The organism is Pedobacter albus, from assembly GCF_036324255.1.
Taxonomy (GTDB): Bacteria; Bacteroidota; Bacteroidia; order Sphingobacteriales; family Sphingobacteriaceae; genus Pedobacter; species Pedobacter albus.
Map to the genome: position 1 here is coordinate 875,042 of NZ_JAZDQT010000001.1, position 15,776 is coordinate 890,817.

The window sequence follows — 15,776 nt, forward strand, 5'->3', positions numbered from 1 at the left end:
ATGAAAAAAATATATATGGCTGTATGCTGCCTGTTTGTCGCTTTGCATAGTTTGGCCCAACAGCCTGTAGAGATTACGGGTCTGTTGAAAAAAGAAAACAAAACTGCAGTAAAGCTTTACAAGGTAGAAGAAGGCAAATTGGTCGAATTGTCGAGCACCAACCCCGCATCCAATAGCAAATTTGGCTTTATGTTTTATCCCGATTACGAAGGATTTTACGTACTGTCTACCACAGCCGCCAATGCTTTGGATGGCTATAAATTTTACTTCAAAGGCGGAGAAAAGCTGTCGCTTACCCTGTTAGACACTACCTATGTGCTTACCGGCAATACCAACTCGAAAGCAAACGTACTGCTTACACAGTGGTACAAGCTTTTGCAACCTGTGGTTAGAAAAACCGTAAACATTAGGTCCATGAGCACCTTTGTCGACTTTTTTCCTGAACTGGACAAGGTCTTGCCACAGGCCAAGGCGTTTTTAAAGGACAAGGTTACCGATAATCCGGTTTTTAACAAACGCTTAAAACAGATAGTGGCCCAAGATCTCGACTTGTATGCGTTGTACTTTCTCTACACGCCACGTATGGCACACCCCAGCACCGAAGAATGGCATCCTTTCTATTCGAGCATTAAAGCAGAAGAGCTGTCTAAAAATGCTGCTCAGATTTATGGCTACCCCTGGGGTTCGCGCCTGATCAACATGGCTTTATCGGCCAACATGACGCTTAAAGGGTTCAGGTTCAATACACCAGATGCTGTAGACAAGCAACTCGCCATGCTAACTAACGATACCTTAAAAGGCGACTTTGTTTTGGAGCAGGCAACTCGTATAAAGGATTTCGGCCAGTTCAAAACATTGCAGGATAAATATGGACATTACTTGTTAACCAAGAGTCAGCAGGCGCAACAATTTGAAATATTGGCCAAAGTAGTGCCACTCAAGCCTGGTGATGAGGCCTTCAAATTTACTTATCCAGATAAAACCGGTAAGAACGTAAGCTTAGACGATTTAAAGGGAAAGGTGGTTTTGGTTGATGTATGGGCTACTTGGTGCGGGCCCTGCAAAGAGCAGATCCCTTTCCTAAAAAAACTGGAAGAAGAAATGAAGGGTAAAGACTTGGCCATTGTCAGCATTTCGGTTGATGCCGAGAAAGACAGACAAAAATGGCTTCAAATGATTGTGGATGAACAATTAGGCGGTACACAGTTGTTTGCTTCGGCTAAAAACGACCTGATGAAATATTACAGGATTTCGGGAATACCTCGTTTTATGGTTTTTGATAAGCAAGGCAAGATCGTCACAATTGATGCGCCGAGGCCATCGGACCCGCAACTCAAGGCCTTGTTAGAGAAAGCCATGGCCAAATAATACTGCCTTAAATCTAATGCTCTCTATTAGTTAATTTAGGTAGGGCACGGGAGGCTAGCTTCCCGTGCCTATTTTTCATTTTTAGTCTTACGCACTTTGAAAAACAGGTTTTTTAATAAATATTTCTTCGCGTTCATCTGGCTGTTGCTTGGTTCGTCGGTTTTGGCCCAAACCAATCCTTTGCCAAAGGCCGTGATCCCTTTCGAGAGTCGCAATGGCGCTATCATATTAACGGTTAAGCTCAATGACAGCGAACAGCCATTGAAGCTGTTGTTTGATACCGGAGCCGACGGTATGGCCATAGGCGAGGCATTGGCCCAGAAAATCGGTCTTAAGGCAAGCCGTTGGAACAAAGCTGCTGTTGTTGGGGGAGCTGCCGATATTGGCATAGCCGAAGGCAACACGGTACACTTGGGTACTTTCGATCTTCCTAGCCAGAACATTGCGATTTTTAAGGAAATGCACAACGAACTGGATGGCATTATAGGCAATATCATAGCCCGAAGCTATGTGGTTAAGGTCGATTTTGACCGTAAAGAGCTCTCGCTTTTTGATTTTGAAGGTTATACTTACGAAAAGCAAGGAACCATATTACCTTTAACAGAACCTAAAGGTATGTTTTCAGTTACTGGTGTATTAACCGTGGCCAATGGAGCACCCTGCCAGGGAAACTTTTTGTTCGACACCGGCGCAAGCTACAACCTGATTTGCTTCAGGCCTTTCGTAAGAAAAAACAAATTGCTGGTTAGCGGTTTCAAACCCGAATATCAGGGCAATACAAATAGTATGGGTGTAAATTCGCCAACATTCTCGGGTAGGGCAGTTTTTGCCATGGCCAATTTGCCTGTGCTCAGCCAAATGCCGATTACGCTCATGGCGGGTGGCAGCGAAGCCAATATCCCTTATGATGGCTCTATAGGTAACCGATTGCTGTCGAGGTATAATTTTACCCTCAACAGCCGTCAAAGAGAAGTCCACTTGGTGCCGAACAAATCATCGGCTTATCCTTTCGATTTTGCATTTGGAGGCTACATTTTTGGCTTTGATACCGATGGAAACCTGACGGTATTGGATTTGGTCGCCCGGGAAGATTCAAAAAACCAGCTTAAGCCAGGGGCGAAGGTCAAATCGATTAACGGCTTGCCTGTCGAAACCCTTCGAAACAACGGCAAGCAACTTGAGAAACTTTTGGTTTTGCCTTCGGGAACTGCTATGCTTGTAGAAACAGAACTAGATGGCAAGCAATTTAGTCAAACGCTAAAAAAATAACTTATAGTCAATGCTTCTTGCATAAAAGGGAAAAGCTATAGTTAGTAGGCTTTTCCCTTTTTTATTAATTAATGCCTGCAATTTTGGTGATTTTCGTAGGTTTCGAAAATAAAATAAAGTTAACTATATAGTTGACTTTATTTTTGTATGTTTGTTGGCGAGAAAATAACAAATGGAATCAGACATCATCAAAGCTATGGGCTATAAGGCCCTCGACAGCAGGTTGAAAAGAATAAGCGACCGCATGTCGCACGACGTAAGGCGCTTTTACAAAGAAATCGGCATCGACATCGAACCCAACTGGTACTTGGTATTCATGCTCTTGCAAGAAATGGGAGAGGTGCCGATTACGGCCATTGCCGAACCTTTGGGCTATACCCATCCGTCGGTGGCCATTATTGTTAAAAAGATGGCCGATAAAGGCTATCTGCAACTGAAAAAAGACAATGTGGACAAACGGAAACAAATGGTTTCCTTGTCAGACAAGGCCCTGGAAATGTTGCCCCAGTTGTCGAAGATTTGGGAAAGCTGCGAAAGGGCCATCCTCAAAATGCTTGATGGCGATTTGGCCATTCTCAGTTATCTCGACGGCATAGACCTGGCCTTAAAGACCAGCTCTTTTCAACAAAGGTATAAGCAAGAATATCTTAATTCAACTCTGTAATGAAAACATTCGCTTTAATGAGCCTTTTGCTGCTTGGCCTGACGGCTGGCGCAGTAGAAACCAAGGTAATGGTAAGGGCAAAAGGCAGGGATGCCAAATTTATCGGAAGTTCGCTCGGTGGTGCTTATGTGATCATCAGAAATAAAGTTAACCAACAGATTTTGGCAGAAGGAAAAACAACCGGAAGCACCGGAAATACCGATTTGATTATGAAAGTGCCGAAAACAAGGGGGCTTTCTATTGCCGATGCGCAAACGGCGGGTTTTCTGGCCAAGATAGATATCGATGAACCCACCTTTGTAAGCATAGAGGTTATTTCGCCCTTTAATCAGAAACAGGCCCAGGCCAAAGTGAGCACCGAACTGTGGCTGCTTCCCGGAAAAGATATATTGGGCGACGGCATTGTGCTCGAAATCCCGGGTTTCATTATTGATATATTAAAACCACGTACCCATCAGTACATTGCCTTAAAATCGGTTAAAGATCAGCCTTTTCAGTTTCAGGCCAATGTGGTGATGATGTGTGGTTGCGTAGTAGAAAAAGGAGGAATATGGAATTCGGAAGAGATGGAAGTGAAGGGCATTCTTAAAAAAGACGGAAAATACCTGAGCGAGGTTAAGCTGTCGCTGGTTTCGACCAATCTGTTCGAAGGCGACATAAAACTTACGGCTGCCGGAAACTATGAGCTGATTCTGTATGCCTACCATGAAAAGTCGGGCAATACAGGTATTGATAAGGTAAACTATGTGATTTATGAATAAGATAACCGGGTTGAAGTACAGACCTCAAGGCTTATTTTTCTTGGCCTGTTTCATTCTTTTCGTGTTTTGCACGATGGCAAAAACTCCCGATTCCAGTGTTGCACAAATTAGCTCGACAAAAGATTCTGTTGAGGTGATTATAGCCCAAGAAGTAGCCAAACTGATGAAACAGCCTGGCTACACAGCGGTTTCTGGAGTAATCTATCTCAAAGGTAAAGCTCATCACTTCCATTTTGGCCAGTTGCAAAATGGCAAGAAGCCAGACAATCATACGATATATGAAATAGGCTCCATTACAAAGACCTATACAGGCCTGTTGCTTGCACAAGCGGTGAGCGACCACAAGATTGGCCTTGATGACGATGTGAGAACTTATCTTGACGGCCAATACCCAAACCTGGTTTTGAGTGGCGGACGGCCAATTACCTTTCGTCATTTGATAACCCACACTTCGGGGCTCCCTTTGCACAACAACTGTTACGATGGGATGGCAACTGTAGCCGAACAGCTAGACTGTTTTAAGAACCTGACGGAAAGCGACTTTTTTGCTGCGCTTAAAAATGTAAAACTGGTGGATAATTCAGGCAGGAACTACCATTATTCAGGTGTAGGTACCCAATTGATCGGTTATATTTTGGAACATGTTTACCGATTGTCGTATCAGGATTTGTTCCAAAAATATATCTTCTCGCGCTCTGGAGAAAAAGAAACTTTTTCAGAGCTGACCTACAATAAAGATGCAAACATATCTATTGGCAAAGACAGTATCGGCAGGCCAATGCCTTTAATCAACGGCTATTATAAATATTCGGCAGGCATGAAATCTTCTACAAGTGCCATGCTTGCCTATATGAAAATGTACTTGGAAAGCAACGATAAGGTGGTTAGACAGGCTATGAATCGCTTGGCGGGTACGGCGCAGTACGGAAGGGCCTATGCCTGGAACACTTATAATTACGATAAGGAAATGAAAATGCTCTACCATAATGGAGGCAGTTTCGGGCATTCCTCGTGGATAGCGCTCTATCCTAATCAAAAAGTTGGAATATTCATTGTAACCAATGTGGTAATGGCCGATTCTCAAGTCAAACTGAACGAGTTGTCGAATAGCATTATCGATCGAATAGGGATCGAAGGCCGTTAGCTGTTGGTCCAAAAAATGAGATAAATCCGTGTTTTTTGGTTTGTTTCATTTGGCATAACTTTCGGTAGTTGGCATATAGTCGATAGGCAACAGATCGCCGAGGCGTTGCGTTGCCCAGTATCGTTCTACTTTTAAACTCATGGGGTTAACTACAACGCCATTCCAGTCGAAGAGAACATGGCCATCATAAATGGAAATTAAACTGGCCATTTTATCCAGCTCAGGACTAGGCGTGAAAGACTCCTTGAAGCGTGGGGAAGGCATTTTATATCCATTTCCGAGCCTTGCTGGGATGTTTTTAATATAAGTTACATATAACGAGTTTTTAAATTCGCAGGTATCACACGTAAAGCTTATTGAGCCTTTTTTGCCGGGCACTTTTATATATATCCACTTTTTAATATAGTTAATGTCGTTGTTGATGCGGAGCGCATATAAGCCGTTCTGATCTGTTAACTGAGCGATTTCTTTGGCTATCAGCTTTGTCGTATCTACAACTTCGATATAGCGAGGTTGCTGAAACATACTGGTCCAGAAAAAAAGAGAATCTTTGTCTATTTTACTGTATTTGCCACTGTACAAGCGAATCTTTTCTTTGATCAGGGTATCTGCAAGGCGACTCATATTGGGCGATCGCGTATCTGTGGCTACTACAAAGCCAGATTCTCCTTCCTTATTGATATTGTTTCCGAGCACAGACCTTAAAAAATGCTGCAATGAGCCCGTATAAGCTTCAAGACGGTTTTCGTTCCATTCTTGGCGCTGCTGTTCGTTACCTTCCATCGTTTCAAACAAGACGTAGCCTACATAGGATATAAGCTCCGTTTTTTCGTTCCGTTCAAAGTCTTCGAGCAAATACTTTAGGCGATATCCGAGGGCTTTGTTTTCAATGACCATAAAATCCGAGGTATAGGCCGTAAGCTTGTTTTCTTTTGGGTCGAAGTTGAGCTGGATTACCTTCGGATTGAGGATGTGGCATTGTCTGCCAAATTTCGAAGTCCCCAATAGCTCTCGCTTGAACATCTCCATATATTTGCTTTCGACCTTTTTGGCAACCGTAATTTTTACTTCATTTAAGGAAGTGCTTTTTTCCTCCATAATTACCGTTGGTACTTTTGTATCAGCTTTCACTGCTAGGGCAACGTTATAAACTTTAAAGCTCATCATTGAAACGACGAGCTCATAATGGCCAGGTGGCACATTACTGATCGTGAAATTGCCCTGTTGATCTGTTTTTGCCCCATAATTCGTTTTGTTTAAAAATACTGTAGCGTTTTCTAAAGGTTTGTTATCTGCTGCGTTTAATACTTTGCCGGTTATGGTAAATTGCGCAAGCGCTAAATTTGAAACAGCTAAAAAGAATAAGATGAGAAAGCTTCTTTTCATAAGTTGGGTTTAAGGACCTGTAATTGGCCTATACTGTCGTGAATATAGTGGTTTTCTGTGTTTATTTAAACTTTTCGGGCAAGATGATAGGCCCTATCAAAATATCGAACCGGCTAATTTAGGTTTAGTTCTATATTGATGGATGTTCCGGTCTTGTTTGCTGCTGAAAGGATTTCTAGCTGGCCATTTAGGTAGGCGACCCTGTTTTTTTAAGTTGCGTATATCCATGCCGTTGTTTTCCATTAAACTGGAGGGATCGAAACCTTTGCCATCGTCTTCAACAGTGATGAGGAACAGCTTGCCTAATGTGTGCTGGCTTAAATGTAGACCACCTTACTTTTTTGTCATCATGGCATTATTAAAATGGATTTTTCTAAATTAGGTTTATCTAATTATAAGAAAATGAGCCTATTCTCTGAAAACGAACCTGAAACCTACGAAATTAACGAGCGCGTATTACGCTGTCACAACTGTAGCAACGATACCTTTTGGTCAAGAAGGGCGCAACTTAATACGGCAGTCGCCAGCTTTTTCAATTTAGACTGGGCCAATAAGGAAGCTACCTGTCTGGTCTGTTCGCAGTGCAACTACATCCATTGGTTCTTGATATAGTTTTTTCAGTAAATCGACGCTGGGCATACGCTAAACGAAAAAAGCCACTCTCTAGGGGTGGCTTTCAGCGAACTGGATTAGTTCTTTTGTGATCCCGCTGGGACTCGAACCCAGGACCACTACATTAAAAGTGTAATGCTCTACCAACTGAGCTACGGAATCATTCCTTTTGTTTAAGGAGGGGCAAATATAGAAATTAAAATAAAACACTCCAACTATTTTTCGTAAAAATATGAAATGTATTGATTGTGAGTGTGATAATCTACGGGTTGCCTATTGTTTTCTTTGCTAAGATATAGCCTTGGGCATCATAAACGACTAATAGCGCATTGGTTTGGGGTTCAATGGGCAGTTTAAGCTTTTCGTTTTTAGCTACCAACTGGGTAAAATAGGGAATGTGTCCGTAAAAATCAGTTGCCGTTTTCTGCTCTTTCGCATAGAACAAGGCCACTTGTACCGGAACGCCAAATTTGTTGCGATAAGCTACGCCATGTTGTACAATAGGCCTTTGCTGGTTGTTGAGCACATAAAAATCAATGGCACCATATTTTTTCTCATCGGCTAAATCAGCTTGACTAAGTAAACTATAGGCTGATGGACTGTATTTTCGGTAAAGGTTAAGATGTGTTTGGCTAATGGTGAGCGGATCGATCTGATATTTCTCCTTGAAAACAGTGGCCATCCATTTTTTGCCTCGCGTGGTTGGCTTTTCCAACAAATGGTCTATTCCCACTAATACCAAAACTTTGGCATGGGGGTCGATTGCCAAGGTACGGTTATACAAATTGTCGGCTTGGCCAATTTCGCGGTCTTGTTTGTCGTCTGTATTTTCGTAGGCTACCAATTTAAAGCCAAGCTTAATCGCTTCGCGTAACAAGTTGCCATAATTTTGCTCACGTGTGTAAAAACCCGTGTTTAAGGTAGGGAAGGCACCTGGGCTATTCAGCAAGCTGTCGTTCGGCGTAGCCAAGGCTTCTAAGGCCAAATAGTCATAGCCAAGTGATTTTAGTCGAGGGAGCAACTCGGTTACCAATAAGCGATGCTGTGGATAGTAATGATTTTCGTTGATCATGAGCACCTGTGCTTTTTGGGCTTCGGCAAGTATGCGATCAATAGCCTCGTTGTTATGGATGCTGTTGGTCTTTATTTTGTTCAACACGGTATCGTTGGGCTTAAAACTAGATTCCTGCAAGCCAATTAAATAGTCGTATTGCTGGTTGGGCAACAAAAAAGAAGCATAAGTGAGCTGCATCTGCAGTTCGAGGCTATTGCCCTGCTTTTGAGGTATCGGAAACTGTTCTATTTCGCTCAACGTTTGGTAGAACTGGTTCTTGTTCATCGATGCCGAAACGATATCCATTACCGAACTGGTGCCTAATTTGTAATCTGCTCCCGATTTTAACGATTTGACCATGGCATTTAAATCGGCTTCCATAGCTTTAACTGCCCTTACGCTGTCGGTTCTGGCCATAAAATGAAGCTCGTAACCGTTAAGCAGGGTATCTATTGTTTTGTAGTCGCCTCTTTGTACAGGTTCCTTGGCATTGCCAATAGATACCGCAAATTCATAGGGAGGCGTGGTGGTAGTGCCCAACAATAGGATTTCGTTGGCGGTTTTGAATCGGCTTTGCGGCCAAGCATCCTTAAACGATTTTTTATCGGTACTGTACTTGATATCGGCAGGCGAGGTAAGGTGCAGTTGCAAACTATCGTTTAAAATGTGGATGTTGAAACTGCGCTGATAGCGATTATAGACATAGTTCTGATGCAGCTTGGGCGAACAAGAAAAGAGGAAAGCAAGCAATATAAAGCCGATAATTGTGGCTTTATATTTTAGTAAATAGGGCATATTAGTAGTTCAAATATTTAAACTACTAATTTAGTTGATTTGGGGCGTAAATGGAAATGAATTTGATTACAATGCTATGGCCAGTATTTCAAGTGCTATTTTCGAGAGGTCATTGGCATCGGTATTGCAAAAAACAATCAGCACCTGCTTGCTTTCGGGCAATTGCAGGTAGGTGGCATTGTAGCCCATGATGTTTCCGTTGCGTTCGATCGCTTTAATTTTTTTGTCGCCAATGCTAAGCGTTTTAAGATAGCCACCTGGCGTAACTTCTTCGGTGTTAATGCCTTTTCCTGTTTTGAGATTTGGCTCATAGAGCAGGGCGAGCGAGGCAGGATTTAGGATTTTTCCAGTTGCCAAAGCCTGATTGAGTTTCAGCAATTCGATAGGTGTGGTGAAAATAGCTCCGGCAGCGGCATAGTTCTCTAAAAAGAGCGGATCGTCGTTTTCTAGCGGATCTTTGACCTTTTCGTTGCCAAAAGAGTAATTATGGTAGCCATAGGCCAGGTTTTTGATCACCGAATCTCTTTTAACTACACCGGTTTGTTGCAATTTTAGTGGCTTGATGATCACATCGGCAAGCAAATCTGCCCATTTTTTGCCGCTTACTTGTTCCATAATGGCCGTTAATAGGATAAAATTGACATTGTTGTAGCGATAAGTAATGCCCGGCGTACTCAACAGCGTATCGGCTATGCGCTTTTGAATGAAATTTTTTGCATTGAGTTGCGTGGTATAATCGGCTATTCTTTCGTTGGGAAGTCCGGCGGTATGAACCAGTAATTGCCTGATGGTTATTTTCTTGTTGTTTTTAGGCAAAAGATGGGGTGTATAATTGAAAATCGGACTGTCGATATGCAGTTTGCCTTGCTCTTGAAGCTTGAGCACCAAAATAGCCGCATATAATTTAGTAATGGAAGCCACAGGGAATCTGGTGCTTGACGAAATGGGTACGTTAAATTGTCGGTTGGCCAAACCAAATTGACGCTGATAAATGATGTTGCCGTTTTTAGCGAGAAGTACCGTGCCATCAAACCGACCCTTTTGTTGGTGTTTTTGCAACAGTTCGTCTATTTTTTGTGTGGCATGCTGCGCGTAGGAAGCCAAGGATAAAATGGAAAGGAAAAGCAAAAGGAGAATTCGTTTCATAGCTGTTTATTTCAGTTGATGTACAAAAGACAGCCCGCATTTACAAATGTTGCAATAGCTGTAGCTTTTGCCTAAAATAAAACCTCGGCTCTTGCAAGTATATAAAAGTCGGCCACAAATAATATTGATTGGTTTCCTGAACTTTTTTAACGGTTTTGGTCAGGAGGAAAGGGTAGAAAGCCTGTTTCAAAGAAAACAAGCTTAAACTCCGATTATCGCTAGGTAGCCATATTGAGCCTAAAATATTTAATCTGATTTGCTTTACGTAAATTTGATTTTTACAAATAGGAGCAAGATGGATTCATTGGAAGATTTTTATCAGCAGATTGGCCGTGGCACCAATAACGATTTAAGGACCTTGTTACCAGAAGGCATCAACAAGGAAATAGGCCACTTCAACGTATTTGATACCAACGAACTCTTTAAAAAGCGCCAGGAAAAGGCCTTTATGCCCTACAATAGAAGGGCTTATTACAAAATCAGCTTGATTAATGGACGCAACCGGGCAGAGTATGCCGATAAGGTTATTACTATTGAGCAAAATGCGCTGCTGTTTGCCACACCTAAAATTCCGTATCATTGGTTGCCACAGGACGATAACCAGGCAGGGCATTTCTGCATCTTTACAGCCGATTTTTTGGCACCTGCCAAAAGTGGCGTATTGCTAGACGAACTTCCTATCTTTAAAGTGGGTGGTTATCCTGTATTTGAGGTGAGCAATGAAAGTGCCTTGGAAATCAGGAGTATATTTGAGAAGATGCACAAAGAGTTATCGTCTGATTACGCCTTTAAATACGATCTTTTGCGCAACTATGTCATCGAGCTTATCCATTATGGACAAAAACTGCAGCCTGCTACGGCACTCTATCCAGCGCACAGCGCTTCGGCCAGGGTTTCCTCGCTTTTTGTAGAATTGTTGGAGCGTCAATTTCCCATCGAATCTCCCCAGCAAACACTGAAGTTGCGTACGCCAAAAGACTATGCCGATCGCTTGGCCATACACGTTAATCACCTGAATAAAGTGCTTAAAGAACATACCGGACAAACCACTTCAGAGCTGATTGGCAAACGTTTGGTACAGGAAGCCAAAATTTTGCTCAAACAAACCGAATGGAACGTATCCGAAATTTCTTACAGCTTAGGCTTTGAAGAGGTTGCCCATTTCTCCAACTTCTTTAAAAAACAAACCGAAATGTCGCCCTTAAAGTTTAGGTCTTGATGCAGATTTGAATTTTGCAAATAATGGATTGATGTTTGCAAACACTTGCGCATGGTCTGTTGTTAACTTTGGAGTATTAAATCAATAGAAAATAATGGAACAAAACAAAATTGCACTGGTAACCGGCGGCAGTCGCGGACTAGGTAAAGATATGGTGCTTAACCTCGCCAAAAATGGTATCGACATTATACTGACCTACAACAGCAAACAGGAAGAAGCCGAGGCCGTAGTAAAACAGATTGAAGCATTGGGCCAAAAAGCGGTAGCCATACAGCTGAATGTTGGAGATTCGAAGGCTTTTAACGATTTTTTTGCTCAGGTTGGTGTTAAACTGAAAGAGAAATTCGATACCGAAAAATTCGATTTTTTAGTAAATAACGCAGGCATTGGTGCCGATCAGTCGTTCGCCGAAACAACCGAGGAAGTTTTCGACGAACTGATGAACATCCACTTTAAAGGTGTTTTCTTTTTGAGTCAAAAGGCCTTGCCTTTGCTTAACGATGGTGGCCGTATCATCAACATTTCTAGCGGATTGGCTCGTTTCAGCTTTCCTGGCAAAGCGGCCTACGGCTCGATGAAAGGTGCCATCGAAACGTTGAGCAGGTATATGGCCAAAGAATTGGGTAGCCGTGGCATTGCCGTAAATGTAGTGGCGCCAGGTGCTATTGCAACCGATTTTGGCGGTGGCGTAGTAAGGGATAATGCCGAAGTTAATAAAGGCGTTGCCAGCGTTACTGCCTTGGGTAGGGTAGGCCAGCCCGAAGATATTGGCGGCGTAGTTGCCTTTCTTTGCAGCGAGGCAGGCCGATGGGTCAACGGGCAACGCATTGAAGTATCGGGCGGTATGATGCTGTAGATTTTTTTGATAACTAGTGAAGCCTTCAAGTTAGTTGGAGGCTTTTCTTTTTGCTACAAATTGCAGTATAAATAGCCCTTCGTTTTTCTTATTTTTGGATATTCAGAATCGCTTAACCCCAAAATATGTCGTATTGCACCGCTATAGAAACCATGACCGCCGATAGAAAGGCGCTCCACAAAAACTACCACGATAACCATTATGGTTTTCCCATACACAACGACAACGAGTTGTTTGGCCGTTTGGTGCTCGAAATCAACCAGGCTGGCCTAAGCTGGGAAACCATCTTAAAAAAGGAAGAAGGCTTTAAAAAGGCATACAGCAATTTCGACATCAAAAAAGTAGCGGCTTATACGGAAGCAGACCGCGAAAGGCTGTTGGCCGATCCGGGAATTATACGCAATCGGCTTAAGGTAAATGCGGCTATCGAGAATGCCAAAACCATTTTGGGCCTGCAGCAAGAATTTGGTTCTTTCGAAAAATGGATCGAACACCATCATCCTAAAACCAAAGCGGAGTGGGTAAAGCTGTTTAAAAAGACCTTTAAGTTTACCGGTGGCGAGATTGTGAACGAATTTTTGATGAGCACAGGCTACCTGCCCGGCGCGCACGACGAGCATTGTAAAGTTCAACAAGAAATACTGAAGCACAAACCCATGTGGTTGCAACCGATCTCCATTTGATAGCTGGAATTACATACCAAGCTAAAAAGCCCGATGCTTCGCTGGCACATTGTATAGAAAGCTTTTGGCTGTTGGCCAATACTACCGACGAAGAGAAAACAGTAAGCATTATGCCCGATGGCAGAATTGACCTTTTCTTTTCCAAAACGGCTACATCACCTTTTCACGTAGTACTATTGGGGTTAGAAAGCGGTACATCGAATGCGATTATCGCACCCCAGACCCTTACTTTTGCCGTAAGCTTTAAATTGCTGGCAGCCGAATATGTGTTGAAACATTCGGTAGCATCCTTACTCGATGGCGGTATGCGCTTGCCTGACGATTTTTGGGGGATGTCGGTCGCTGATCTGGACGATTTTGAGGCCTGTTGCAATCGAGTTTCCGAAAAAATAAAGATCCTGCTTAACAAAGAACCCGATCCGAGAAAATTGGCTTTGTTTAACCTGATTTACAACAACAACGGCGATTTGCTGGTTCATGAAATGGCCAGTAAGGTACATTGGACCAGCAGGCAGATCAATCGTTATTTTAACCAATGGTTCGGGCTTTCCTTAAAAGCCTACTGCAATATTTTAAGGTTTAGGGCTTCCTTTGCCCAGATCAAGGCCGGAAAGTTTTTCCCCGAACAGAACTTTGCCGATCAGGCGCATTTTATACGAACCGTAAAAAAATATGCCGGTGTGGCACCTAAAGCACTCAATAAAAATAAAAACGACCGATTTATTCAATTTTCTACTTTGCCAAAGAAATAGTTTTGCCTAACTAATTTCAACGACAATGTTAGATACTCAAAAAAATATAGCCATTATTGGCGGTGGACCAGGTGGCTTAACCTTAGCCCGATTATTGCAAATACAGGGCGTCAAAGTAAAAGTATATGAAAGAGATGCCAATAAGGAGGTACGCGTACAAGGTGCCACTTTAGATTTGCACGAAGAATCGGGTTTAAAGGCGTTAGCAAAAGCGGGGCTGATGGATGCCTTTAAGGCCAATTACAGACCTGGGGCTGGTAAAATGCGAATTGTAGACCATCATGGTACGATATGGCACGACGATGCGACAGATGAAAGAGAAGAAACCCGGCCAGAAATTGATCGCGGTCCACTGCGAAAAATATTATTGGATTCGCTGCAGCCCGAAACCGTAGTTTGGGATAGTCATTTTAAATCGCTCGTACCAAATGGAAACGGCTGGACCATCACATTTAAGAACGGTACTTCGGCTTTTGCCGATATTGTAATTGCAGCTGACGGCGCCAATTCTAAAATCAGGTCTTTTATTACACCTATCAAGGCATTTTATTCGGGAGTTACCATGGTAGAAGGCGTGGTGTATCAGTCGGCCGTGCAGGCGCCAAACCTGCATCAACTACTCAACGGCGGAAAGATTTTTGCGCTCGAAGGAGGCAAAACCTTAATCGTGAGCTCAAAAGGCGATGCCAGCCTGGTGTTTTATACCGGTTGCAAAACCGACGAGCATTGGTGCAAGGAAATAGATTTTTCAGATAAAACCCAAGTATTGCAATGGTTTAAAAGCGCTTTTGCCGGTTGGAGCGAGGCTTGGTTAGAACTCTTTGAAAAGGCCAGCCTGCCTTTGATAGCCAGGCCCCAGTATTGCATGCCCTTAGATCAAACCTGGGAAACTTTGCCCAATTTAACGATGCTGGGCGATGCCGCTCATATGATGCCTCCATTTGCAGGCGAAGGGGTAAACATGGCCATGCTCGATGCTTTGGAATTGAGCGAGTGTTTGGCCAAATACTCCAGCGTAGTCGAAGCCATTTCCCGGTATGAGAAAGAGATGCGCCAAAGGGCAAGTGCTACAGCCAAAGACACTTTAGATCAAACCGAATCGATGCATACAGCCGATGGCTTAAAAAACATGCTCGAAATGTTTGCTGGATAGCCGTTGCTATTTCAGTTAAAATCCATTTTCAGTCAGCCAGCTTCTGCAAAGTTCGAACCAAATCGTTTTGCTGTTAAGATCAGTTAGACCAAAACCATGTCCACCCGATTGCAGGATATGCATTTCGGCCTTTACCTTTGATTTTTGCAAAGCCTTAAAAAAGGCCAGGCTGTTTTGTACAGGAATGACATCATCGTCGGCGGCATGTACCAAAAAAGTTGGAGGTGTATGGGTGTTTACCGATTGATCTGTACTGTAAAGTTTGAGCAACTGTTGGCTCGGTGTTTTGCCAATCAGATTTTCACGGGTTCTAGGTATATTGGTATCATAAATAATCACTGGGTATAGCAGTATCATAAAATCTGGTCGCAAATTGGCTTTTTCGGCATTTTCTATAACAATTCTGTCAAGCTGGGTTCCTAGGGTCGATACCAAATGTCCCCCAGCCGAAAGGCCCACCATGCCTATTTTATGAGGCAATAAATTCCATTCTTTGGCTCGATCCCGCACTATTTTGATTGCCATTTGTCCATCTTGCAGGGGGGCAATTGATTTATCAATCATAATTTCATCGCTTGGTAGGCGATATTTCAATAAAAAAGCGGTTATTCCTATTTCATTGAAGGCTTTGGCCAATTCAATTCCGGTTTCTGGGGCAAGTAGCCGGTAGCCTCCACCCGGTGCAATAATGATGGCCGTTCCATTGGCTCGTACTTTTTTGGGAAAATAGGCTGTGAGAGTAGGTACAGAGACTTTGGTAATCAGGCCCGAACTATCGGTTTGCTCCACGTAGTTGGCTGGTGTCTTTTTGGAATTGGGAATGTTTTTTTCATAAAGAGGAATAACCTGAGGTTGAGCTTGAACTGTTGCAAAATAGGAGAAGAGGAGGCCGCAAAGGGTAATTTTTTTCATTT

General features: G+C 43.0%; 15 protein-coding genes and 1 tRNA gene. 11 read left to right on the forward strand and 5 right to left on the reverse strand.

Annotated elements, in window-relative coordinates; genetic code table 11:
- The 5 genes from VRU48_RS03725 to VRU48_RS03745 all read left to right on the forward strand — a co-directional run bounded on the left by VRU48_RS03725 (nucleotide 1) and on the right by VRU48_RS03745 (nucleotide 5,206).
- Nucleotides 1-1,368 carry a TlpA family protein disulfide reductase gene (locus tag VRU48_RS03725; protein ID WP_330106579.1) on the forward strand — a complete coding sequence of 456 codons (1,368 nt, stop codon included), beginning with the start codon at nucleotides 1-3 and terminating at the stop codon, nucleotides 1,366-1,368.
- Nucleotides 1,369-1,464: 96 nt separating this feature from the next.
- Entirely contained in the window at nucleotides 1,465-2,637 is a 1,173-nt protein-coding gene (locus VRU48_RS03730; RefSeq protein WP_330106580.1) for a retropepsin-like aspartic protease, read from the forward strand.
- Between the two features lie 172 nt (nucleotides 2,638-2,809).
- A complete protein-coding gene (locus VRU48_RS03735) occupies nucleotides 2,810-3,301 on the forward strand; it encodes a MarR family winged helix-turn-helix transcriptional regulator (RefSeq protein WP_330106581.1) in 492 nt (163 codons plus the stop codon).
- Entirely contained in the window at nucleotides 3,301-4,062 is a 762-nt protein-coding gene (locus VRU48_RS03740) for a hypothetical protein (RefSeq protein ID WP_330106582.1), read from the forward strand. The genes VRU48_RS03735 and VRU48_RS03740 overlap by 1 nt, the downstream gene beginning before the upstream one ends.
- The gene (locus VRU48_RS03745; protein WP_330106583.1) at nucleotides 4,055-5,206 is read left to right on the forward strand and encodes a serine hydrolase domain-containing protein; all 1,152 of its coding nucleotides are present in this window, start codon (nucleotides 4,055-4,057) and stop codon (nucleotides 5,204-5,206) included. Before VRU48_RS03740 ends, VRU48_RS03745 begins: the two co-directional genes overlap by 8 nt.
- A gap of 45 nt (nucleotides 5,207-5,251) precedes the next feature.
- Here VRU48_RS03745 and VRU48_RS03750 read toward each other — a convergent pair whose 3' ends face one another.
- A complete protein-coding gene (locus VRU48_RS03750; protein WP_330106584.1) occupies nucleotides 5,252-6,592 on the reverse strand; it encodes a carboxypeptidase-like regulatory domain-containing protein in 1,341 nt (446 codons plus the stop codon).
- A gap of 402 nt (nucleotides 6,593-6,994) precedes the next feature.
- Here VRU48_RS03750 and VRU48_RS03755 point away from each other — a divergent pair, with 402 nt between their 5' ends.
- Nucleotides 6,995-7,204, forward strand: coding sequence for a hypothetical protein (locus VRU48_RS03755; RefSeq protein ID WP_330106585.1), 210 nt, complete (start codon nucleotides 6,995-6,997; stop codon nucleotides 7,202-7,204).
- Between the two features lie 89 nt (nucleotides 7,205-7,293).
- Here VRU48_RS03755 and VRU48_RS03760 read toward each other — a convergent pair.
- From VRU48_RS03760 to VRU48_RS03770, 3 genes are all read right to left on the reverse strand, one after another.
- Nucleotides 7,294-7,366 (reverse strand) — tRNA-Lys (locus VRU48_RS03760).
- Between the two features lie 100 nt (nucleotides 7,367-7,466).
- On the reverse strand, nucleotides 7,467-9,053 hold the full coding sequence (locus VRU48_RS03765; protein ID WP_330106586.1) for a hypothetical protein: 1,587 nt from the start codon (nucleotides 9,051-9,053) through the stop codon (nucleotides 7,467-7,469).
- Between the two features lie 66 nt (nucleotides 9,054-9,119).
- Nucleotides 9,120-10,199, reverse strand: a complete 1,080-nt coding sequence (locus tag VRU48_RS03770) for a serine hydrolase domain-containing protein (RefSeq protein WP_330106587.1) — start codon at nucleotides 10,197-10,199, stop codon at nucleotides 9,120-9,122.
- 295 nt (nucleotides 10,200-10,494) lie between these two features.
- Here VRU48_RS03770 and VRU48_RS03775 point away from each other — a divergent pair, with 295 nt between their 5' ends.
- From VRU48_RS03775 to VRU48_RS03795, 5 genes are all read left to right on the forward strand, one after another.
- Nucleotides 10,495-11,418 (forward strand): helix-turn-helix domain-containing protein, encoded by a 924-nt coding sequence (locus VRU48_RS03775; RefSeq protein ID WP_330106588.1) that lies wholly within the window; start codon nucleotides 10,495-10,497, stop codon nucleotides 11,416-11,418.
- A gap of 94 nt (nucleotides 11,419-11,512) precedes the next feature.
- Nucleotides 11,513-12,274 (forward strand): SDR family NAD(P)-dependent oxidoreductase, encoded by a 762-nt coding sequence (locus tag VRU48_RS03780; protein ID WP_330106589.1) that lies wholly within the window; start codon nucleotides 11,513-11,515, stop codon nucleotides 12,272-12,274.
- Nucleotides 12,275-12,399: 125 nt separating this feature from the next.
- The gene (locus VRU48_RS03785) at nucleotides 12,400-12,957 is read left to right on the forward strand and encodes a DNA-3-methyladenine glycosylase I (protein WP_330106590.1); all 558 of its coding nucleotides are present in this window, start codon (nucleotides 12,400-12,402) and stop codon (nucleotides 12,955-12,957) included.
- A complete protein-coding gene (locus VRU48_RS03790) occupies nucleotides 12,954-13,709 on the forward strand; it encodes a helix-turn-helix domain-containing protein (protein WP_330106591.1) in 756 nt (251 codons plus the stop codon). The genes VRU48_RS03785 and VRU48_RS03790 overlap by 4 nt, the downstream gene beginning before the upstream one ends.
- Nucleotides 13,710-13,734: 25 nt before the next feature.
- Nucleotides 13,735-14,862 carry an FAD-dependent oxidoreductase gene (locus VRU48_RS03795; RefSeq protein ID WP_330106592.1) on the forward strand — a complete coding sequence of 376 codons (1,128 nt, stop codon included), beginning with the start codon at nucleotides 13,735-13,737 and terminating at the stop codon, nucleotides 14,860-14,862.
- 15 nt (nucleotides 14,863-14,877) lie between these two features.
- On the opposite strand, the gene VRU48_RS03800 is transcribed toward VRU48_RS03795, so the two are convergent.
- A complete protein-coding gene (locus tag VRU48_RS03800) occupies nucleotides 14,878-15,774 on the reverse strand; it encodes an alpha/beta hydrolase (RefSeq protein ID WP_330106593.1) in 897 nt (298 codons plus the stop codon).
- Between the last annotated feature and the right edge of the window lie 2 nt (nucleotides 15,775-15,776).